Raw genomic sequence first — 19,879 nt, forward strand, 5'->3', positions numbered from 1 at the left:
ATGAAATCACTTACTATAGGGGTTTTAGCGTTGCAAGGCGCTGTAAGTGAACATTTGGCACAATTACAACAACTGGGCGTTACCGCCATTGCCGTAAAGCAGATTGCACAATTAGCGCAGTTAGATGGCATTATTTTACCAGGTGGTGAAAGTACGGCTATAGGGAAATTGATGCGAAATTATGGATTTATTGAAGCATTACAACAATTTGCAACAAATAAAGCGATTTTCGGAACGTGTGCGGGAATGATTTTGTTAGCGAAACAACTCGTTGGTGAAGAGCAAGCGCATTTGCAATTAATGGATATTGAAGTGCAACGCAATGCTTTTGGGCGGCAAGTGGATAGTTTTCAAACGGAATTACACGTTAAGGGAATTGAACAGCTTGTTCCTGCCGTATTTATTCGAGCCCCTTATATTGTTAAAGTAGGTGAGCGAGTAGATATTTTGGCTTCTTATGCTGAGCACCCAGTATTAGCCCGTCAAGGTAAACTACTCGCTTGTTCATTTCACCCTGAATTAACTTCAGATCTATCAATTTTAAAGCTATTTTTGCAAGAGTGTGTTGCAAAATAAAAAATAAGAGACAATATTCTGTTGAAATTAGCACTAATGAATTTCGTTAGTGCTTTTTTACGTGAAGATTTACATTGTCTGTCTAAAATTTACACTAAACTGTCAGTGCGGTATCTATTGCAGCCTATTTTAGAGTAATAAATAAGTTATTGATGAATTGTTAATAGCTAGCTTACTAAACACTGTATTGTTGCTAATTTGTAATAAAAATGTTTGTCTGTATTTTTTATAATAAAAAGTCTCAAGAATTTCTTCTATTTCTAGCGTTGTATGAATCTTGTTCTATAAGCAAATTCAGCTTCTATATTTTATTTATTAGAAAGAGAGATAACTTTTTTGAGGTAGATCACGAAACAGACTTTTTTTATTAAAAATCTGTGAAAAAATAATTACCTTCAAATCAATTAATGGCAAAATAATCATACTTTTTACTCGTAATTAATTAACTTGGAGGAATATCGTGCAGACCGTTAATGTCGATATTGCAATTGTTGGTGCTGGTGGTGGTGGTTTGCGTGCTGCAATCGCAGCTGCAGAAGCGAATCCTAACCTAAAAATTGCTCTAATTTCAAAAGTCTATCCTATGCGTAGTCATACTGTTGCCGCGGAAGGTGGTGCAGCAGCGGTGATTAAAGAGGAAGACTCTTACGATAAACATTTCCATGATACTGTTGCTGGTGGCGACTGGTTATGTGAACAAGATGTTGTAGAGTATTTTGTAAAACATTCTCCTGTAGAGATGACACAACTTGAGCGTTGGGGTTGTCCGTGGAGTCGTCGTCCAGATGGTGATGTAAACGTACGTCGTTTCGGTGGAATGAAAATTGAACGTACTTGGTTTGCCGCGGATAAAACGGGCTTCCACTTACTTCATACCCTATTTCAAACTTCCATTCAATTTCCGCAAATTCAACGTTTTGATGAACATTTTGTGCTAGATATTCTTGTTGATGATGGTCATGCACGTGGTGTTGTTGCGATGAATATGATGGAAGGTACCATGGTGCAAATCAACGCCAATGCTGTTGTTATTGCAACAGGTGGTGGTTGCCGCGCATTCCGCTTCAATACTAATGGCGGTATTGTAACTGGTGATGGACTTTCTATGGCATACCGTCATGGTGTTCCTCTTCGTGATATGGAATTTGTTCAATATCACCCAACAGGTTTACCAAATACTGGTATTCTGATGACTGAGGGGTGTCGTGGTGAAGGTGGTATCTTAGTAAATAAAGATGGTTATCGTTATTTACAAGATTATGGTTTAGGACCAGAAACGCCTATTGGTCAGCCACAAAATAAATATATGGAACTTGGTCCACGTGATAAAGTTTCACAAGCATTCTGGCAAGAATTACAAAAAGGAAATACTTTAAAAACAGCAAAAGGTGTTGATGTTGTTCATTTAGATTTAAGACATCTTGGTGAAAAATATCTTCATGAACGTTTACCATTTATTTGTGAATTAGCACAAGCATATGAGGGTGTTGATCCAGCGAAAGCACCAATTCCAGTGCGTCCTGTTGTTCACTATACAATGGGTGGTATTGAAGTTAACCAACAAAGTGAAACCCGTATTCAAGGGTTATTTGCAGTAGGTGAATGTGCTTCTTCTGGTTTACATGGCGCTAACCGTTTAGGTTCTAACTCATTAGCTGAATTGCTTGTATTAGGCCGTGTTGCTGGTGAGTACGCAGCACAACGTGCAGTAGAAGCTCAACCAGCAAATCAATCCGTTATTGATGCTCAAGCACAAGATGTCATCAAACGTGTTGATGCATTGTTAGCACAAGAAGGTACAGAGTCTTGGTCTGCGATTCGTGATGAAATGGGCAACTCTATGGAAGAGGGTTGTGGTATTTATCGTACTCAAGAGAGTATGCAAAAAACGGTTGATAAGATCCAAGAATTAAAAGAGCGTTATAAACGTATCCGTGTATCAGACCGCTCAAGCGTATTTAATACAGATGTGCTTTATACTATTGAATTAGGTTATATCTTAGATGTGGCTCAATCTATTGCTTGCTCAGCTCTTGAACGCAAAGAATCTCGTGGCGCACATCAACGTTTAGACTATACCGAGCGTGATGATGTGAACTATTTGAAACATACTTTAGCTTTCTATAAAGAAGATGGTTTACCAACTATTGAATATAGTGATGTGAAAATTACTAAATCTCAACCAGCTAAACGTGTTTATGGTGCGGAAGCAGAAGCCGCAGAAGCAGCAAAAGAAGGGGCAAAATAATGGCGAATGCATTACAAACAATGACGGTGGAAATTCTACGTTATAACCCTGAAGTAGATAGTGAGCCGCATTTAAAATCTTATCAAGTTCCATATGATAGCCAAACCTCATTACTTGATGCGTTAGGTTATATTAAAGATAAACTTGAGCCTGAATTATCTTACCGTTGGTCTTGCCGTATGGCGATTTGTGGTTCTTGTGGAATGATGGTAAATGGTAAACCAAAATTAGCGTGTAAGACTTTCTTACGTGATTTTAGTGGTCATATGCGTATTGAACCATTAGCAAATTTCCCGATTGAGCGTGATCTTGTGGTTGATCTTAGCCATTTCATTGAAAGTCTTGAGTCTATCAAACCATATATTATTGGTAACCAAGCACCTGAGTTAAAAAATGAACCACAACCATCATCAGAATTAGCGAAGTCAAGAACCAAACAAACTCCAGCGCAATTAGAGAAATATCGTACTTTCTCAATGTGTATTAACTGTGGTTTGTGTTATGCCGCTTGCCCACAATTTGGTTTAAATCCTGAATTTGTTGGTCCTGCTGCAATTACGTTGGCGCATCGTTATAACTTAGATAATCGCGATCATGGTAAAGCAGAGCGTATGAAGATTCTCAACGGTAAAAATGGTGTATGGAGTTGTACTTTCGTAGGTTATTGTTCAGAAGTGTGTCCAAAACATGTTGGTCCAGCTTCAGCAGTTAACCAAGGTAAGATTGAAAGTGCGAAAGATTACGTTTTTGCAATGTTAAAAATGCAAAAGTAAGGAGAAAGTAAAATGACAACAGTAGCAACCAGTAAACGCAAAAAATACGTGCGTGAAGTAAAAGCGACTTGGTGGAAAAAGTTAGATTTTTACAAATTCTATGTATTGCGTGAAAGTACTGCAGTACCAACAATTTGGTTCTGTTTAGAATTATTTTACGGCTTACTTTGCTTAGGTAATGGTACATTTGATACTAAATTCATTGGATTTTTACAAAATCCAGTGGTTGTGATTTTAAATGTCATTACGCTTGGAGCAGTGTTATTAAACAGCTTCACATTCTTTAATATGGCGCCGCAAATGATGAATATCATTGTAAAAAATGAACGTATTAATGTGAATCTTGTCGCCAAAGTCTTTTGGGGCATCACTGCTGTGGTAAGTATTATCACCTTAATTTTAGTATAGGAAAAATAAGATGAACAAAGAAACTCCAAAACGTTCAAATGAACCAGCAGTTTGGTTATTATTCGGTGCTGGTGGGGCAATTAGTGCGGTATTTTTCCCTGTATTAGTCTTAATTTTAGGGTTTTTACTACCGTTTGGTATTGTATCACCAGATAATATCATTGCATTTGCTCACACTTGGATTGGTAAATTAGTTATCCTTGCATTATTAATTTTCCCAACTTGGTGTGGTATCCATCGTATTCACCTAGGCTTGCATGATTTTAAAGTTCATGTACCAGCTGGTGGTGTGATTTTCTATGGATTAGCGGTACTTTATTCAGTGCTTACACTTTGTGCAGTGATTGCTTTATAATTGCAATATAGTTTGAAAATCCTCTATCTTTATAAGGTGGAGGATTTTTTTATTTCATAAAATAAATTTCATTGATATTTATTTTTTAATGTAAATTAAATGTGAGTGATTCCCCATCTATCTCTCTTTTATCTTAAATTTTTAGATAAAAATAAGATTACATGGATAAAATAACTTGAATTTTCATATCTTTTTTTCATTTTTGTGATCTGTGTTATATCTCTTTGCTAATTTTTTCTTTAAAATTGCGCCCGCTTTATTACTCTATTTGAAATTTTATCTATTAAATTAAATTATTAAGGAGCTCCTATGAGTATTGCTATTATCATAGCTACACATGGTGTTGCAGCAGAGCAGTTGCTTAGAACAACAGAGATGTTGATTGGTGAGCAAGAAAATGTTGCGTTTATTGATTTTGTTCCGGGTGAGAATGCGGAAACTATTATTGGGAAGTATCAAGACAAATTGGCAAATGAGTTAGCTGGCTGCGATCAAGTATTATTTTTAGTAGATACTTGGGGCGGTAGTCCATTTAATGCAGCGAATCGTGTGGCAGATGGTAAAGATCATATGGAAGTGGTTACTGGTGTAAACGTTCCGATGCTTGTTGAAACCTTTATGGCTCGCGATGATGATCCATCATTAGCCGAGTTGGCAGAAATTGCGCTTGAAACTGGACGTGGTGGTGTACGTGCATTGAAGTTAGAACAAAAGCCACAAGAGAAAGCAGAAGAACCTCAGGCTTCTCCAACGCCTGCTACTGCTGCTTCATCTAAGCCTGCTCAACCTGAAGTGGCTACAGCAGGTAAGCATATGACGATCGGTTTAGCACGTATTGATGACCGTTTAATTCATGGTCAGGTCGCAACACGTTGGACGAAGGAAAGTCGGGTTAATCGTATCATTGTTGTAAACGATGAAGTAGATAGAGATGATGTGCGTAAAACCATGCTAAAACAAGCTGCTCCTCCAGGGGTTACGGCTCACGTAGTTAATGTAGAGAAAATGGTGCGAGTTTATAATAACCCTGAATACAATGAAGATCGGGTCATGTTGTTATTCACTAATCCAACAGATGCATTATTTTTAGTAGAAGCAGGGTTAGAAATTACCTCTGTCAATATTGGTGGTATGGCTTATCGTGATGGTAAAAAACAAATTACTAGTGCGATTTCTGTTGACCAAAAAGATATTGATGCCTTTAAGAAATTAGCTGAACTGAATGTGGAATTAGATGTGCGTAAGGTATCTAATGATCGCAAAGAAAATATGATTGATTTGCTGCAAAAGAGCAATCTTGTTTAACACTTAATAACAGGAAAAAATTATGGAACTTTCTAGTATTCAAATTCTTTTAGTCTTCCTCATTGCTTGTCTTTCAGGAATGGGATCGATTTTAGATGAGTTTCAAACTCACCGCCCATTAATTGCTTGTACACTAATTGGTTTAGTCTTAGGCGATATTAAAACAGGGATTATTGTAGGTGGTTCATTAGAATTGCTTGCATTAGGTTGGATGAATATCGGTGCAGCATTAGCACCTGATGCTGCGTTAGCTTCTGTTGTTTCTACTATTTTAGTCATTGTAGGTGGACAAGATATTGCAACAGGGATTGCGATTGCCATTCCGCTTGCGGCAGCAGGTCAGGTATTAACCTATGTAGTTCGTGCAATTACGGTAGGTTTCCAACATCTTGCAGATAAATCAGTACAAGACGGAAACCTAAATCGTCTTGATTGGGTACATTGTAGTGCATTGATTTTGCAAGCGATGCGTATTGCGATTCCTGCTTTAATCGTTGCATTAACGGCAGGGACAGATACTGTTCAATCATTGCTTAGTGCAATTCCACCAGTGGTAACGTCAGGATTAAAAATTGCTGGGGGGATCATCGCGGTTGTAGGTTATGCAATGGTTATTAATATGATGCGGGCAGGTCATTTAATGCCGTTTTTCTATGCGGGTTTTGTGGTAGCTGCATTCACGAATTTCAACTTAGTAGCATTAGGTATACTAGGTACAATTATGGCAATTCTTTATATTCAACTTCACCCTAAATACAATCAAAGTAAACAAGTGGTGCAAGTAGTTTCAAGTGCTAATAACGATCTTGATAACAGATTAGATTAATGGGAGAAGTAGAAATGACAACTGAAATGAAAAAAGTAACCCAAAGTGATTTAAATAAAGTCGTTCTCCGTTCAAACCTTTTCCAAGGATCATGGAACTTTGAACGTATGCAAGCCTTAGGGTTTGCCTTTGCTATGGCGCCAGTTATTAAACGCTTATATCCAGATGCAAATTCTCAAGAGCGTAAAGATGCAATTAAACGCCATTTAGAGTTCTTCAATACTCAACCATTTGTGGCAGCGCCCGTATTGGGCGTAACTATTGCAATGGAAGAGGAGCGTGCTAATGGTAAACCAATCGATGATGCGGCAATTAATGGGATTAAAGTAGGTTTAATGGGACCTTTAGCAGGGGTAGGTGATCCAATCTATTGGGGAACAGCTCGCCCAGTATTTGCTGCATTAGGAGCAGGTTTAGCTTTAAGCGGTAGTATTTTAGGTCCATTGTTGTTCTTCTTCCTATTTAACCTCGTCCGTTTAGCAACACGTTACTATGGGGTAACTTATGGTTATAAGAAAGGGCTAGATGTTGTAAAAGATATGAGCGGTGGTTTGTTGCAAAAATTGACTGAGGGCGCTTCAATTCTTGGCTTGTTCATTATGGGCGCTTTAGTGCAAAAATGGACGACTATTAATGTACCGCTGGTTGTTTCAGTGATTGAAAAGCAAGACGGTACAACCGAAATCACCACTGTACAAAACATTCTTGATAGCTTAATGCCAGGCTTACTGCCATTAATCTTCACCTTTATTTGTATGTGGTTATTGCGTAACCGTGTGAATGCACTGTGGATTATTATCGGTATTTTTGTGATCGGTATTATTGGTGCTGCAACAGGCATTTTAGCTTAAAGCATTGGTGGGTATTTACCCACCATAATTAGCTTTGTACTGAGTGGGCTAATGTGCCCACTTTCTATTTTTTCATCAGTATCTAAAAATTGATATGATCATTAATATTACTTTATTGGTATTGATCGTTTTATATTTTCTCTATGCTATTTACGATCAATTTTTAATGGATAAACGTTATGGCAAAACGGAATTGAAGATCCGTTTATTGCACAAGCATAAAATAGACAGTTTGGTAATGTTATTTTTGATTTGGATAGCGGTATATCAAGCGTTACCACAAGGAGTTGAATCAGGAACACTCTATTTGTTAGTGATGTTATCAATTTTATTAATTTATCATGCCTTTATTCGTTACCCCATTTTTCTATTAAAGAAAGATGGGTTCTTTTTAAATAATCTGTATATCCCTTATCAATACATTAATACTATCAACATTAGTGAAAATGGATTTTTACAGCTTGTATTAAAAAACGGGAAGACATTACCTGTTTATATTCGTGATGTTGATGATGTAGCAAAAGTTTTACAGTTTTTTGCGGTAACAGGCAGAATTACACAACCGATTGGAGGAAAATAAGTTATGTTTTATCGCCTTAATGGTCAGGCACAGCACTATATTTGGGGTGGAAAAACGTATATTCCACAATGCTTTCAATTACCAGTAGATGACAAAATCTATGCAGAATGGTGGTTAGGTGCGCACCCGAGCGCGCCATCAATATTGGTTAAAGATAATACAGAATACAATCTTGCTGACTATATTGCGCAATTTCCTCACGTGTTAGGGGAAAAATCTCAACAACAATTTGGGCAAAAATTACCTTATCTATTAAAAATTTTAGATGTCGTGCAACCACTTTCTATTCAATTACACCCAACGAAAAAAGAAGCCGAAATTGGCTTTGCCCGTGAAAATGCAGAGGGCATTGATTTAAAAGATGCAAACCGTAGTTATAAAGATGATAACCATAAACCAGAAATGATGATTGCATTATCGGATTTTTGGCTATTACATGGATTTAAAAGTAAAGACGCCATTTTAAAGACTTTATATGCTCGTCCATCATTGATGCCATTAGCTGAGCAATTAGAAAATCAACTATTAAAAGATTTTTATGCGACAGTGATGCAAGCTTCACAAACACAATTAGTACAATGGTTATTACCTGTTATTCAAGCAAACCAAGTTGCTTATCGTGAAAATTGTTTATCTCTAGAAAATCCTGATTATTGGGTGATTTATGCTCTTGAAGCGATGGATATTTCATTAGAAAAATTGGACGCTGGATTACTCTGTTTCTATTTATTTAATCTTGTTCATCTCAAACAAGGAGAGGGGATTTTCCAAGATGCAGGGATCCCTCATGCCTATTTACGGGGACAAAATATTGAATTAATGGCATGTTCTGATAACGTGATTCGCGGGGGATTAACACTAAAATATGTGGATATTCCAGAATTATTGAAGATTATTGACTGTCAAGAAATCACCCCTAAAATCATACCAGCAGCAGATCCAAGCGAGGGATATCACACTTATCAAACACCAAGTCAGGATTTTGCCTTAGCTAATCTTAACTATCAATCAGGATCTGAGTGTAATTTAGTTGCTATGAGTGCTGAAGTGTTGTTAGTGATGCAAGGTAAGTTACAAATTACTGCAGAGAATCAAACCCTATCAGTGCAACAAGGTGAAGCGTTATTTATTGAAGCAGATACCCAATATCGTATTCAAGGTGAAGAACAAGGTTATGCTATTATTGCAAAATTACCTTAGTTATTGATTTGTATGGTGGATTAGGGCAGTGGAAGCTGCCTTTTATTTTTTATTGTAATTGAGAATAATTCTTATTGACTAGAAGGGGATAATTTTGTATGTTATAAATTCTTACTTATGACCCAGTTAATTTAATATGAGAGGCTCTATGAAAAAATCACTCTTCACTGTTAGTTTGTTAGCAACATTAGCCACACCTGCTTTCGCAGCTAATGAAGTTAATGTTTATTCCTATCGTCAACCTTACTTAATTGAACCTCTCTTAAAAGAGTTTGAAACGCAAAGTGGTGTAAAAGTGAATCTTATCTATGCAGATAAAGGTTTAGTTGAACGAGTAAAACGTGAAAAAGAACTTACCCCAGCAGATGTATTATTAACTGTTGATATTAGTCGAGTCATGGAATTAGTTAATGCTGGCTTAGCAGAACATGTACATTCAACTGTATTAGAAAAAAATATTCCTGCACAATATCGTGATCAAAATGATGAATGGTTTGCTTTAACAACACGAGCTAGAGCGATTTATACCTCAAAAGATAGAGTAGGTAAATTGCCAGAAAACTTTACTTATTATGATCTTGCAAAACCAGAATTGAAAGGCAAAGTGTGCGTGCGTTCGGGTAAACATGCTTATAATGTATCACTAGTTGCATCTATGATTGCACACGATGGTGAAGAAAAAGCGAAAGCATTTTTAGTGGGGCTAAAAAATAATTTAGCGCAAAAACCACAAGGTGGCGATCGTGATCAAGTGAAAGCAATTAAAGAAGGTATTTGTGATTATTCACTTGGTAATAGCTATTACTTCGGCAAAATGTTAGAAGATGAAAAACAGCGTGCTTGGGCAGAGTCTGTTTACATCAACTTCCCTAACCAAACTACAACAGGTACGCATGTGAATATCAGTGGCGTTGCGGTGGCAAAATATTCAAAAAATAAAGAAAACGCATTAAAGCTTGTTGAATTTTTAAGTAGCGACAAAGCACAACATCTTTATGCAGAATTAAATCATGAATATCCTGTGAAATCGGGGGTAGCCGTCTCTAAATTAGTTGAATCTTGGGGAAGTTTTAAAGCAGATACATTACCACTCAATGATATTGCGAAAAACTATGACAAAGCCTTGAAGTTAATTGATGAAGTAAAATTCGATATTGAATAATTTATTTTTATTGTAGTTTTTAATTAGGCGGTTGTGGAAACAACTGCCTTTTTCTGTTTTTCACTTTTTAGATTAGTAATGAGTTGTGATTAAACTTAATAGACCATTTTCTCAGCTAACTGTTTTTCTCTTAATTGGCTTTTTTGTGATGCCAATAGTGGCACTACTCTATCAGGCAGGACAAGGTTCATTACAGAGTTTACAACACCTATGGAATACGGTATTAACCGATTATTTTATCAACTCACTGTTATTAGTCAGTGGGACAGTGGGGATCAGCCTAATTTTCGCTATACCAACAGCCTATCTAGTTTCACGCTACCAATTTACAGGTCAGAGTCTTTTACAATGGCTTCTTTGTTTACCATTAGCTATTCCTGCTTATCTATCGGCTTATTTATATACAGATCTTTTAGATTATCCTGGGATTATTCAACAATGGTTACGAGCAATTTTTGGTTGGCAAAGTATTCATGATTACTGGTTTCCGTCGATTCGGAGTTTAGGGGGAGCCTGTTTTATTTTAGCGTTATCCCTTTATCCTTATATCTTTTTGTTAACCCGTTTGGCACTCCTTGAACAATCAGAAAATTTGACACAAAGTGCTAAATTATTGGGAGCTTCTACAACGCATATTTTTTGGCGGATAACCTTACCTTTACTACGACCAGCCATTTCTGTTGGCTGTGCTTTAGTTGCGATGGAAACATTAGGTGATTTTGGTACCGTTTTCTATTTTGCAGTGCCAACATTGACGACGGCGATCTATGATACTTGGCTAGGATTAGGCGATTTACAAGCAGCCGCACAAATTGCGATTTCAATGTTAGCTTTATTAAGCCTATTTATTGGGATTGAGCGTTATGCGAGACGTAAGCAACAACATTATCAACGAGGTTGTGAACAAACACATCAATATCAACCTTTAACCAGATGGTGGGAAAAAGGCTTAGTGATTTATAGTTGGTTATTAGTCTTGTTAGCTTTTCTACTTCCACTATTTCAACTAAGTTATTGGGCTTATCACTATTTTACGGAAGCATGGACAACAAATTTTTTTCAATATGCGAAAAATAGCTTATTAGTCTCTAGCGTTGCAGCAATTATTAGTGTGATATTGGCATTATTGCTGCATTTTTTACAAAGAATGACCCAAGTTTCATTTGCGAGAGCAGGTTTGCGGATTGGGGCTTTAGGGTATGCTGTACCTGGCACAGTTTTAGCGATTGGGTTGTTGATACCGCTGACTATTGCAGATCATCAACTGCATCAGTTAACAAATTGGTTAGGTATACCACCATTAGGGTTAATCTTTTCTGGTTCAATTTTTGCCTTAATCACCGCGTTCGTGATCCGTTTTTCTGCGATGTCGATTGGGAGTATTGAAACGGCATTAAATAAAATTCCCCCTTCGTTAGAGATGGCAGGGAAAACATTAGGGCATTCTGCCTTAGTTGTTGGCTGGAAAATTCATTTACCGTTATTGCGTAAAGGTATTTTAACGGCATTATTGTTTGTGTTTATTGAGAGTATGAAAGAGTTAAATGCCTCATTATTATTACGCCCATTTAACTTTGATACTTTAGCAACACATGTGTTTACCTATACTTCTGATGAGCAACTAGAACGCGCAGCATTACCTGCGATTGTATTAATTATAGTCGGGTTAATTCCTGTAATGATGTTGACTCGCTCGTTACTGGCAAATAGAACAAAATAAGATGATGAATACTTTATCAATTACACAGTTAACGTGTGGCTATCACGATAACACCATATTACAAGATCTAAATCTCGTGTTAGAACAACAAGAGATTGTGTGTTTATTAGGTTCAAGTGGGTGCGGAAAAACCACGCTATTAAAAGCGATTGCTGGGTTATTGCCTTTGCGTGCAGGAAAGATAATGCTGGCAGGCAATGATCTAACAACGACACCATTGGAGCAACGTCAAATTGGTTTTATTTTTCAAGATTATGCTTTATTTCCCCATCTCACCGTGGCAGAAAATATTATCTTTGGCTTGCATCAGAAAAATCGTCAACAGCAGCAAGCTATCTTAGCGGAAATGGTTAAGTTAGTGCATTTACAAGGACTAGAACAACGTTATCCACATCAACTATCAGGCGGACAACAACAGCGAGTGGCGATTGCCCGAGCATTAGCGTGTGAGCCGAAACTGTTATTACTCGATGAACCCTTTTCAAATATTGATAGCCAAGTGCGCTATCAAATGATCGAAGAAATTCGTGCAATTTTAAAACAGCAAGCGGTACCAGCAATTTTTGTTACTCACAGTAAAGAAGAAGCTTTTGTTTTTGCGGATAAACTTGCTTTAATGGATCAAGGTAAAATTATTCAATTTGGTACACCTTATGAACTTTATCATCGACCAAACTCACGTTTTGTCGCCGAGTTTTTAGGTAAGGTGAATTATCTTCCCTGTCAACGACAGGCGGATAGACTGGTATCACCGTTTACTTATTTTGATTTAACGCAAGTATCCGTAGCAAATGAACAAGTTTTGCAGGAAAAACAACATTATCGTGTGTTAATTCGACCAGAAGATATTGCCTTACATCTCTGGGAAAAGGAGATTCCTACGCAACTGAGTTCTCCTATGACAGCTTATGCAACGGTTGAGCAATGTATTTTTTTAGGTGGTTTTTACCGTTATCAACTGAAATTATGGAATCTTACCGCAACAAATGATGAGCAGTTTATAGTAGTTCATCATCAACAGAAATATTCATTGGGCAGTCAAGTGCAATTACTTTTTCGTCCGAAGACATTTATTGTATTTAATGAATGAGAGAGTCGTTTGCTTGTAAGCATCTATGCGGGTAGAAGATAAAAAAACCAGCAATTTGCTGGTTTTTTCTTGTTATGGTTAATTTTTGATTTCGTCTGTTAAACAAGGTTGTAATTTAGCCAGAATTTGTTTCGTGATACGTGCTGACCCAGCGACAATATTTCCTTTAGTCAGATAGCTATGTCCACCAACAAAATCGGTTACTAAGCCACCTGCTTCGCGTACAATTAAATCACCTGCGGCACAATCCCAGGCTTTGACTCCCATTTCAAAATAGGCATCAACACGACCCGCGGCAACGTAGCAAAGATCAAGCGCGGCTGAACCCGTACGACGGAAATCTGCGCAATCTTCAATTAATGCAGAGACCATATTTAAGTGAATTGGAACATAACGTTTGATTTTAAATGGGAAGCCTGTTGCAAGAATTGCGCCTGTTAATTCACTGGAATTATCAATGCGTAAGCGGTATTCATTGAGTTTAGCGCCTTCACCACGCACTGCAGTGAACAATTCATTACGGATTGGATCATAAACTACAGCAATTTCAGTGCGCCCTTTTACACGGACTGCGATAGAAATTGAGAAATGTGGTAAACCTTTAACAAAGTTAGTGGTGCCATCTAGTGGATCAATGACCCATTGAATATCGCTTTCTTTACCTTCGCTTGCTCCACTTTCTTCTGCAATAATAGTGTGCTCAGGATAAGATTTACGGATAATCTCAATAATGGCAGCTTCAGCAGCTTTATCAATATTAGTAACATAATCGTTAGTTGATTTTTGGTTTGTTTGAATGTCATCACGACGTTCAAAACCTTTGGCAACGATATTGCCTGCTTTTCGCACTGCGCGAATAGCGATATTTAACATAGGATTCATTGGTTTTCTCCACCAGATTTTAAAGAACAGTTGTGTGATAAATTGATAAATCGCTGCGCATTATAGAGAAAGAAAGACAAAATTGCGAGGAATTTCATCGCGTAGTGAAACATGCTAAACTGCGCATCATTTTTTGTTAGAAATTAAAGTTATGTCATTAGATCAAGTTAAGATTGTTTTAGTCGAAACGTCCCACCCAGGGAATATTGGTTCTGCAGCTAGAGCAATGAAAACGATGGGGTTATCACAACTTTATCTTGTTGCGCCAAAAGTATTGCCTAATGAAGAGTCTATTGCATTATCGGCTGGTTCTGCAGATGTGGTGGAAAATGCGAAAATTGTTGCGAGTTTTGATGAGGCCGTAGCAGATTGCTCCTTGATTATTGGTACCAGTGCAAGAGCTCGTCATTTAACCACCACTGCGATTAGTCCACGTTATTGTGGTGAAAAAACGATAGAACATCTTGCAAATGGAAAAGTGGCGATTGTCTTTGGGCGTGAACGAATTGGTTTGACCAATGAAGAGTTATTGAAATGCCATTATCACCTTAATATTCCAGCAAACCCAGAATATTCCTCATTAAATCTTGCCATGGCGGTGCAATTAGTCAGTTATGAAATTAGAATGGCCTATTTACAAGCACAGTCATCACCGACAATTCCTCAACCAAAAGCAACGCTGCCTGAGGGGGTAGTTGCAGAAGAGTTAGAGTATTTTTTCCAAAAAACAGAAAAGATTTATCAAGAAATTGGTTTTATTCAAAACAGTGCGGTCATGAAGAAACTGCGTCGCCTTTATTTACGCACAGCGATTCAGCGCAATGAACTAAATATCTTGCAAGGTATGTTGACCGCAGTAGAACGTTTATCAAAAAAAGATAGAAATAGACAATAGGTAAAAACGTTATCACAAATGGAATAATACTTGACTGTTTTAGTAGGTTATGTGAGAATTTTCTCCGTTTTGAAACAAGGTTAGAGAATTCACGATGAAACTTACTTCAAAAGGACGTTATGCGGTTACTGCTATATTAGACATTGCGTTAAACGCCGACGATGGTCCTGTTACTTTATCGGATATTTCTGAACGTCAAAAAATATCACTTTCTTATTTAGAACAATTATTTGCCAAATTGCGTCGTTATGGATTAGTAAAAAGTACGCGTGGTCCAGGTGGCGGTTATCAATTAGGTTATCCCAGTGAAGCGATTTCTATTGGCATGATTATCTCGGCAGTGAATGAAAATGTCCAAGCGACAAAATGCCGTAGCAAGGGTAACTGTCAAGATGGCGTACAATGTTTAACGCATTCATTATGGCAAAAATTGAGTGATCGGATCGAAGAATTTCTCAATGAAATTACGGTTGCTGAATTGGTAAGCTCACAACAAGAAAAAATGCAACAGCGTTATCGAGCAGAAATCAATGTACAGCAACATTTAGAAAATATTAAAAATTAAGAAACTGTTCTTAATAGATTGATTGGAGTGAAAATGAAACTACCTATTTATTTAGACTACGCTGCAACTTGTCCTGTTGATGAGCGTGTTGCTAAAAAAATGATGGAATATTTAACTGTAGATGGCACATTTGGTAATCCAGCCTCTCGTTCACATAAATTTGGCTGGCAGGCAGAAGAAGCCGTAGATGTGGCACGTAATCATATTGCTGATCTGATTGGTGCTGATGCGCGTGAAATTGTGTTTACCTCTGGTGCAACAGAAGCGGATAACCTTGCGATTAAAGGTGTTGCGCATTTTTATCAAACGAAAGGTAAACATATTATTACCTGTAAAACAGAGCATAAAGCAGTATTAGATACTTGCCGTCAATTAGAGCGTGAAGGTTTTGAAGTAACTTATCTTGCACCACAAGCAGACGGCTTGATTGATCTTGCAGAACTTAAAGCGGCAATGCGTGAAGATACAATTTTAGTTTCTATTATGCATGTCAATAATGAAATTGGTGTTATTCAAGATATTGCGACAATCGGTGAACTTTGCCGTGAACGTAAAATTATTTTTCATGTTGATGCAACACAATCTGTTGGCAAGTTACCTATCGATCTTGCAACATTAAAAGTCGATCTCATGTCAATGTCTTGCCATAAACTTTATGGACCAAAAGGAATTGGGGCATTATATGTCCGTCGTAAACCTCGTGTACGTTTAGAAGCAATTATTCACGGCGGTGGGCATGAAAGAGGAATGCGTTCAGGGACATTGCCAGTTCACCAAATTGTGGGTATGGGTGAAGCCTATCGTATTTGTAAAGAAGAAATGGCAAATGAAATGCTACGTTTAACTGCCTTGCGTGATCGTTTATATAACGGTTTAAAAGATATTGAAGAAGTGTATGTAAATGGCTCAATGGAACATCGTGTAGGCACAAACCTTAATATGAGTTTTAACTATGTGGAAGGTGAATCATTAATGATGTCATTGCGTGATATTGCGGTGTCTTCAGGATCTGCTTGTACTTCTGCAAGTTTAGAGCCTTCATATGTATTGCGTGCGTTAGGCTTAAATGATGAGTTAGCTCATAGCTCAATTCGTTTTACGATTGGACGCTATACCACTGAAGCAGAAATTGATTATACGATTGAATTAGTGAAAAAAGCGGTTGCAAAATTGCGTGAACTTTCACCTTTATGGGATATGTATAAAGAAGGTGTTGATTTCAGTACCGTTGAATGGTCAGCACATTAATAGGAGTGAATTATGGCATACAGTGAAAAAGTTATCGATCATTATGAAAATCCACGCAATGTTGGATCGTTTGATAAAAAAGATCCAACTGTTGGTAGTGGTATGGTAGGCGCACCAGCTTGTGGTGATGTGATGCAGTTACAAATTAAAGTTAATGATAATGGCATTATTGAAGATGCAAAATTTAAAACTTATGGGTGTGGTTCTGCAATCGCTTCGAGTTCATTGATTACTGAATGGGTAAAAGGTAAATCATTAGATGAAGCACAAGCGATCAAAAATAGCGATATTGCCGCAGAACTTGAATTACCACCAGTAAAAGTACACTGTTCAATTTTGGCAGAAGATGCGATTAAAGCAGCAATCGCAGACTATAAAGCTAAAAACGTAAAATAATTTTTTAGGTGTTATCAAGAAGATAACACCTTTTCCCATTTAGGAGCAAAATATGGCGATTTCATTAACAGAAAGTGCAGCACAACGAGTTAGAGATTTTCTAGCAAATCGAGGAAAAGGGATTGGTTTACGTTTAGGGATTAAAACTGCTGGCTGTTCTGGGTTAGCCTATGTTCTCGAGTTCGTTGATGTTTTAAATGAAGATGATCAAGTATTTGAAGATAATGGGGTAAAAATTATTGTTGATAGTAAAAGCTTGGTTTATTTAGATGGAACACAATTAGATTTCGTCAAAGAAGGTTTGAATGAAGGATTCAAATTTACTAATCCAAATGTAAAAGAACAATGTGGGTGTGGTGAAAGCTTCCACGTTTAATCGTCCAATATTATTGAAAATATTATGTTTAATCCTTTTGAATTGTTTGCATTACCTATAAAGTTTGAAGTTGATCAGGCTGCCTTATCACAACAGTATCTACAACTACAAAAACAGTTACACCCTGATAATTTTGCCACTGCAACAGAACAAGAACAGCGTTTGGCATTACAGCAATCAACACAAGTTAATGATGCGTATCAAATCTTGAAAGATCCTATTTTACGTGCGGAAGCAATGTTAAGTTTAGCGTTGCAAAAGCCCGTTGAGAGTGAAAATACGACGCATGATATTGAGTTTCTGATGCAGCAAATGGAATTAAGGGAACAATTAGCGCAAGCTGAACAGCAACAAGATGAAATGTTATTAGAAGCATTATCTCAACAAGCAAAAGCAAGTTATCAACAAAATTTAGATGTGTTAGCAGAAAAGCTAATGCAACAAGAATGGCATAATGCAAAACAGATCATCGATCGTTTGAAATTTATCCAGAAATTACAACAAGAAATAGCTCGTTTAGAAGAAAAACTTTTTGATTTTTAGTGTGGGAACATAAGGCAAATGGCATTATTACAAATTGCAGAACCAGGACAGAGTGCTGCACCTCATCAGGCACGATTAGCCGTAGGGATTGATCTTGGTACAACAAACTCTTTAGTTGCAACTGTACGCAGTGGTAAAGCAGATATTTTACTTGATGAACAAGAACGTGCATTGATTCCATCAGTTGTTTATTATGGCGGAGAACAAACGATCGTTGGTCATGAAGCAAAAGCATTTGCGGCAGCAGATCCACATAATACGATTATTTCAGTTAAACGTTTAATGGGACGGAGTTTAACTGATGTACAGCAGCGTTATCCAAATTTGCCTTATCATTTGCAAGCGAGTGAGAATGGCTTGCCATTATTAGTAACGAAACAGGGTATTCACAGCCCAGTTGAAGTATCTGCCGATATTTTGCGACGTTTACATACCTTAGCAGAACAGCGTTTAGGTGGTGAAGTAGTTGGTTGTGTCATTACGGTGCCAGCATACTTTGATGATGCTCAACGGCAAGGAACAAAAGATGCGGCTCGTCTGGTGGGGTTGAATGTATTACGTTTATTAAACGAGCCGACTGCAGCAGCGATTGCTTATGGCTTAGATAGTGGGCAAGAAGGGGTTATTGCCGTTTATGATTTAGGCGGCGGTACCTTTGATATTTCTATTTTGCGTTTAAGTAAAGGGGTCTTTGAAGTATTAGCAACAGGTGGCGATACGGCATTAGGTGGTGATGATTTTGACCATTTATTAGCAGATTACCTTGCCCAACAAGCGAATTTCACGGCAGAAAACGATCAACAACAACGTCAATTATTAGATTTAGCAACAGCAACCAAATTAGCGTTAACCTCGACAACAGAAACTACTGTAACTTTAAATGATCAACAAATTGTGGTTGAACGGGCGATATTTAACCAATTAATTCAACCATTAGTGAAGCGGACTTTATTGGCATGCCGTCGTGCATTGAAAGATGCGGATGTGAGTGTTGATGAAGTGATCGAGACTGTAATGGTGGGAGGTTCAACACGAGTACCATTTGTGAGAGAACAAGTTGCAGAATTTTTTGCTAAGCAGCCGTTAACGTCAATCGATCCTGATAAAGTGGTTGCATTAGGGGCTGCTATTCAAGCCGATATTCTCGTAGGAAATAAACCAGATAGTGAAATGTTGTTATTAGATGTGATTCCACTTTCACTAGGTATTGAAACTATGGGGGGATTGGTTGAGAAGATTATTCCACGCAATACCACTATTCCAGTAGCAAGAGCGCAAGAATTTACTACGTTCAAAGATGGGCAAACTGCAATGTCAGTGCATATCGTGCAAGGTGAACGTGAGTTGGTGCAAGATTGTCGTTCATTAGCGCGTTTTAGTTTAAAAGGTATTCCACCAATGGTGGCAGGCGCCGCGCATATTCGAGTTACTTATCAAGTAGATGCTGATGGTTTATTGAGTGTAACGGCAATGGAAAAATCAACAGGAGTACAGTCATCTATTCAAGTAAAACCATCTTACGGATTAACAGATGATGAAATTGCGCAAATGATTAAATCATCACACGAAAATGCAAAAGCAGATATGCAGGCACGTGAATTAGCAGAGCAACGTGTAGAAGCGGCGAGAGTGTTGGAAAATGTGTATAGTGCATTAGCTACAGATGCTGATTTATTAAATGCTGACGAGTTAGCTGGTGTAAAAGCGGCATTGCAAGCATTAGAAGCAGTATGCCAGCAAGAAGATAGCCAACTGATTGCGCAAGGAATTAAACAAGTCGATCTGGCAACACGTGAATTTGCTGCGAGAAGAATGGATAATTCAATTAAACACGCATTAGCAGGTCATTCTGTTGAACAATTTGAAAAATAGAAGAATAA

General features: G+C 37.6%; 21 protein-coding genes. 20 read left to right on the plus strand and 1 reads right to left on the minus strand.

Features of this window, described 5'->3' with window-relative positions; all coding sequences use genetic code 11:
- The 13 genes from pdxT (at position 1) to ACFFHK_RS05115 (ending at position 13,094) form a co-directional block, all read left to right on the plus strand.
- Positions 1 to 576, plus strand: coding sequence for a pyridoxal 5'-phosphate synthase glutaminase subunit PdxT (gene pdxT / locus ACFFHK_RS05055; protein ID WP_382370179.1), 576 nt, complete (start codon positions 1 to 3; stop codon positions 574 to 576).
- 460 nt (positions 577 to 1,036) lie between these two features.
- Complete coding sequence (gene frdA, locus ACFFHK_RS05060) at positions 1,037 to 2,824, plus strand: fumarate reductase (quinol) flavoprotein subunit (protein WP_382370181.1); 1,788 nt, start codon at positions 1,037 to 1,039, stop codon at positions 2,822 to 2,824.
- Complete coding sequence (locus ACFFHK_RS05065; protein ID WP_065234725.1) at positions 2,824 to 3,597, plus strand: succinate dehydrogenase/fumarate reductase iron-sulfur subunit; 774 nt, start codon at positions 2,824 to 2,826, stop codon at positions 3,595 to 3,597. Before frdA ends, ACFFHK_RS05065 begins: the two co-directional genes overlap by 1 nt.
- Before the next feature lie 12 nt (positions 3,598 to 3,609).
- Positions 3,610 to 4,005 carry a fumarate reductase subunit FrdC gene (gene frdC, locus ACFFHK_RS05070; RefSeq protein WP_382370184.1) on the plus strand — a complete coding sequence of 132 codons (396 nt, stop codon included), beginning with the start codon at positions 3,610 to 3,612 and terminating at the stop codon, positions 4,003 to 4,005.
- A 10-nt stretch (positions 4,006 to 4,015) separates the two neighbouring features.
- A complete protein-coding gene (gene frdD, locus ACFFHK_RS05075) occupies positions 4,016 to 4,360 on the plus strand; it encodes a fumarate reductase subunit FrdD (RefSeq protein WP_382370186.1) in 345 nt (114 codons plus the stop codon).
- Positions 4,361 to 4,669: 309 nt separating this feature from the next.
- Positions 4,670 to 5,665: a PTS mannose transporter subunit IIAB gene (gene manX, locus ACFFHK_RS05080; RefSeq protein WP_382370188.1), complete on the plus strand. Its 996-nt coding sequence runs from the start codon at positions 4,670 to 4,672 to the stop codon at positions 5,663 to 5,665.
- 22 nt (positions 5,666 to 5,687) lie between these two features.
- Complete coding sequence (locus ACFFHK_RS05085; RefSeq protein ID WP_382370189.1) at positions 5,688 to 6,491, plus strand: PTS mannose/fructose/sorbose transporter subunit IIC; 804 nt, start codon at positions 5,688 to 5,690, stop codon at positions 6,489 to 6,491.
- 14 nt (positions 6,492 to 6,505) lie between these two features.
- Entirely contained in the window at positions 6,506 to 7,342 is an 837-nt protein-coding gene (locus tag ACFFHK_RS05090) for a PTS mannose transporter subunit IID (RefSeq protein WP_382370191.1), read from the plus strand.
- A 94-nt stretch (positions 7,343 to 7,436) separates the two neighbouring features.
- Complete coding sequence (locus tag ACFFHK_RS05095) at positions 7,437 to 7,922, plus strand: DUF986 family protein (protein WP_382370193.1); 486 nt, start codon at positions 7,437 to 7,439, stop codon at positions 7,920 to 7,922.
- A 3-nt stretch (positions 7,923 to 7,925) separates the two neighbouring features.
- The gene (manA, locus tag ACFFHK_RS05100) at positions 7,926 to 9,122 is read left to right on the plus strand and encodes a mannose-6-phosphate isomerase, class I (RefSeq protein ID WP_382370195.1); all 1,197 of its coding nucleotides are present in this window, start codon (positions 7,926 to 7,928) and stop codon (positions 9,120 to 9,122) included.
- Positions 9,123 to 9,270: 148 nt separating this feature from the next.
- The gene (locus ACFFHK_RS05105) at positions 9,271 to 10,284 is read left to right on the plus strand and encodes a Fe(3+) ABC transporter substrate-binding protein (protein WP_382370197.1); all 1,014 of its coding nucleotides are present in this window, start codon (positions 9,271 to 9,273) and stop codon (positions 10,282 to 10,284) included.
- A gap of 85 nt (positions 10,285 to 10,369) precedes the next feature.
- Complete coding sequence (locus tag ACFFHK_RS05110) at positions 10,370 to 12,004, plus strand: ABC transporter permease (RefSeq protein WP_382370199.1); 1,635 nt, start codon at positions 10,370 to 10,372, stop codon at positions 12,002 to 12,004.
- A gap of 4 nt (positions 12,005 to 12,008) precedes the next feature.
- Positions 12,009 to 13,094 carry an ABC transporter ATP-binding protein gene (locus ACFFHK_RS05115; protein WP_382370392.1) on the plus strand — a complete coding sequence of 362 codons (1,086 nt, stop codon included), beginning with the start codon at positions 12,009 to 12,011 and terminating at the stop codon, positions 13,092 to 13,094.
- Between the two features lie 78 nt (positions 13,095 to 13,172).
- Here the strand turns inward: ACFFHK_RS05115 and suhB are convergent, their stop codons facing one another.
- Positions 13,173 to 13,976, minus strand: a complete 804-nt coding sequence (suhB, locus tag ACFFHK_RS05120; RefSeq protein WP_382370201.1) for an inositol-1-monophosphatase — start codon at positions 13,974 to 13,976, stop codon at positions 13,173 to 13,175.
- A 151-nt stretch (positions 13,977 to 14,127) separates the two neighbouring features.
- On the opposite strand from suhB, the gene trmJ reads away from it, so the two are divergent.
- The 7 genes from trmJ to hscA all read left to right on the plus strand — a co-directional run bounded on the left by trmJ (position 14,128) and on the right by hscA (position 19,871).
- Complete coding sequence (trmJ, locus tag ACFFHK_RS05125) at positions 14,128 to 14,871, plus strand: tRNA (cytosine(32)/uridine(32)-2'-O)-methyltransferase TrmJ (protein ID WP_382370203.1); 744 nt, start codon at positions 14,128 to 14,130, stop codon at positions 14,869 to 14,871.
- 94 nt (positions 14,872 to 14,965) lie between these two features.
- Entirely contained in the window at positions 14,966 to 15,436 is a 471-nt protein-coding gene (iscR, locus tag ACFFHK_RS05130) for a Fe-S cluster assembly transcriptional regulator IscR (protein ID WP_382370205.1), read from the plus strand.
- A 33-nt stretch (positions 15,437 to 15,469) separates the two neighbouring features.
- Entirely contained in the window at positions 15,470 to 16,684 is a 1,215-nt protein-coding gene (locus ACFFHK_RS05135; protein WP_382370207.1) for an IscS subfamily cysteine desulfurase, read from the plus strand.
- Between the two features lie 12 nt (positions 16,685 to 16,696).
- Positions 16,697 to 17,080 carry a Fe-S cluster assembly scaffold IscU gene (gene iscU / locus ACFFHK_RS05140; RefSeq protein ID WP_382370209.1) on the plus strand — a complete coding sequence of 128 codons (384 nt, stop codon included), beginning with the start codon at positions 16,697 to 16,699 and terminating at the stop codon, positions 17,078 to 17,080.
- A 52-nt stretch (positions 17,081 to 17,132) separates the two neighbouring features.
- Positions 17,133 to 17,456 (plus strand): iron-sulfur cluster assembly protein IscA, encoded by a 324-nt coding sequence (iscA, locus tag ACFFHK_RS05145; protein WP_382370211.1) that lies wholly within the window; start codon positions 17,133 to 17,135, stop codon positions 17,454 to 17,456.
- 24 nt (positions 17,457 to 17,480) lie between these two features.
- A complete protein-coding gene (gene hscB, locus ACFFHK_RS05150; protein ID WP_382370213.1) occupies positions 17,481 to 17,999 on the plus strand; it encodes a Fe-S protein assembly co-chaperone HscB in 519 nt (172 codons plus the stop codon).
- A gap of 18 nt (positions 18,000 to 18,017) precedes the next feature.
- Entirely contained in the window at positions 18,018 to 19,871 is a 1,854-nt protein-coding gene (gene hscA, locus ACFFHK_RS05155) for a Fe-S protein assembly chaperone HscA (protein WP_382370215.1), read from the plus strand.
- Positions 19,872 to 19,879 lie beyond the last annotated feature (8 nt).

Source organism: Gallibacterium trehalosifermentans, from assembly GCF_042433055.1.
In the GTDB taxonomy this organism is placed as follows: domain Bacteria; phylum Pseudomonadota; class Gammaproteobacteria; order Enterobacterales; family Pasteurellaceae; genus Gallibacterium; species Gallibacterium trehalosifermentans.

Excerpts from the sequence above, each read along its gene's own strand:
- pdxT (WP_382370179.1), top strand. The coding sequence starts at position 1 with ATGAAATCACTTACTATAGGGGTTTTAGCGTTGCAAGGCGCTGTAAGT.
- ACFFHK_RS05065 (WP_065234725.1), top strand. The coding sequence starts at position 2,824 with ATGGCGAATGCATTACAAACAATGACGGTGGAAATTCTACGTTATAAC.
- frdC (WP_382370184.1), top strand. The coding sequence starts at position 3,610 with ATGACAACAGTAGCAACCAGTAAACGCAAAAAATACGTGCGTGAAGTA.
- frdD (WP_382370186.1), top strand. The coding sequence starts at position 4,016 with ATGAACAAAGAAACTCCAAAACGTTCAAATGAACCAGCAGTTTGGTTA.
- manX (WP_382370188.1), top strand. The coding sequence starts at position 4,670 with ATGAGTATTGCTATTATCATAGCTACACATGGTGTTGCAGCAGAGCAG.
- ACFFHK_RS05085 (WP_382370189.1), top strand. The coding sequence starts at position 5,688 with ATGGAACTTTCTAGTATTCAAATTCTTTTAGTCTTCCTCATTGCTTGT.
- ACFFHK_RS05090 (WP_382370191.1), top strand. The coding sequence starts at position 6,506 with ATGACAACTGAAATGAAAAAAGTAACCCAAAGTGATTTAAATAAAGTC.
- ACFFHK_RS05095 (WP_382370193.1), top strand. The coding sequence starts at position 7,437 with ATGATCATTAATATTACTTTATTGGTATTGATCGTTTTATATTTTCTC.
- manA (WP_382370195.1), top strand. The coding sequence starts at position 7,926 with ATGTTTTATCGCCTTAATGGTCAGGCACAGCACTATATTTGGGGTGGA.
- ACFFHK_RS05105 (WP_382370197.1), top strand. The coding sequence starts at position 9,271 with ATGAAAAAATCACTCTTCACTGTTAGTTTGTTAGCAACATTAGCCACA.
- ACFFHK_RS05115 (WP_382370392.1), top strand. The coding sequence starts at position 12,009 with ATGAATACTTTATCAATTACACAGTTAACGTGTGGCTATCACGATAAC.
- suhB (WP_382370201.1), bottom strand. The coding sequence starts at position 13,976 with ATGAATCCTATGTTAAATATCGCTATTCGCGCAGTGCGAAAAGCAGGC.
- trmJ (WP_382370203.1), top strand. The coding sequence starts at position 14,128 with ATGTCATTAGATCAAGTTAAGATTGTTTTAGTCGAAACGTCCCACCCA.
- iscR (WP_382370205.1), top strand. The coding sequence starts at position 14,966 with ATGAAACTTACTTCAAAAGGACGTTATGCGGTTACTGCTATATTAGAC.
- ACFFHK_RS05135 (WP_382370207.1), top strand. The coding sequence starts at position 15,470 with ATGAAACTACCTATTTATTTAGACTACGCTGCAACTTGTCCTGTTGAT.
- iscU (WP_382370209.1), top strand. The coding sequence starts at position 16,697 with ATGGCATACAGTGAAAAAGTTATCGATCATTATGAAAATCCACGCAAT.
- iscA (WP_382370211.1), top strand. The coding sequence starts at position 17,133 with ATGGCGATTTCATTAACAGAAAGTGCAGCACAACGAGTTAGAGATTTT.
- hscB (WP_382370213.1), top strand. The coding sequence starts at position 17,481 with ATGTTTAATCCTTTTGAATTGTTTGCATTACCTATAAAGTTTGAAGTT.
- hscA (WP_382370215.1), top strand. The coding sequence starts at position 18,018 with ATGGCATTATTACAAATTGCAGAACCAGGACAGAGTGCTGCACCTCAT.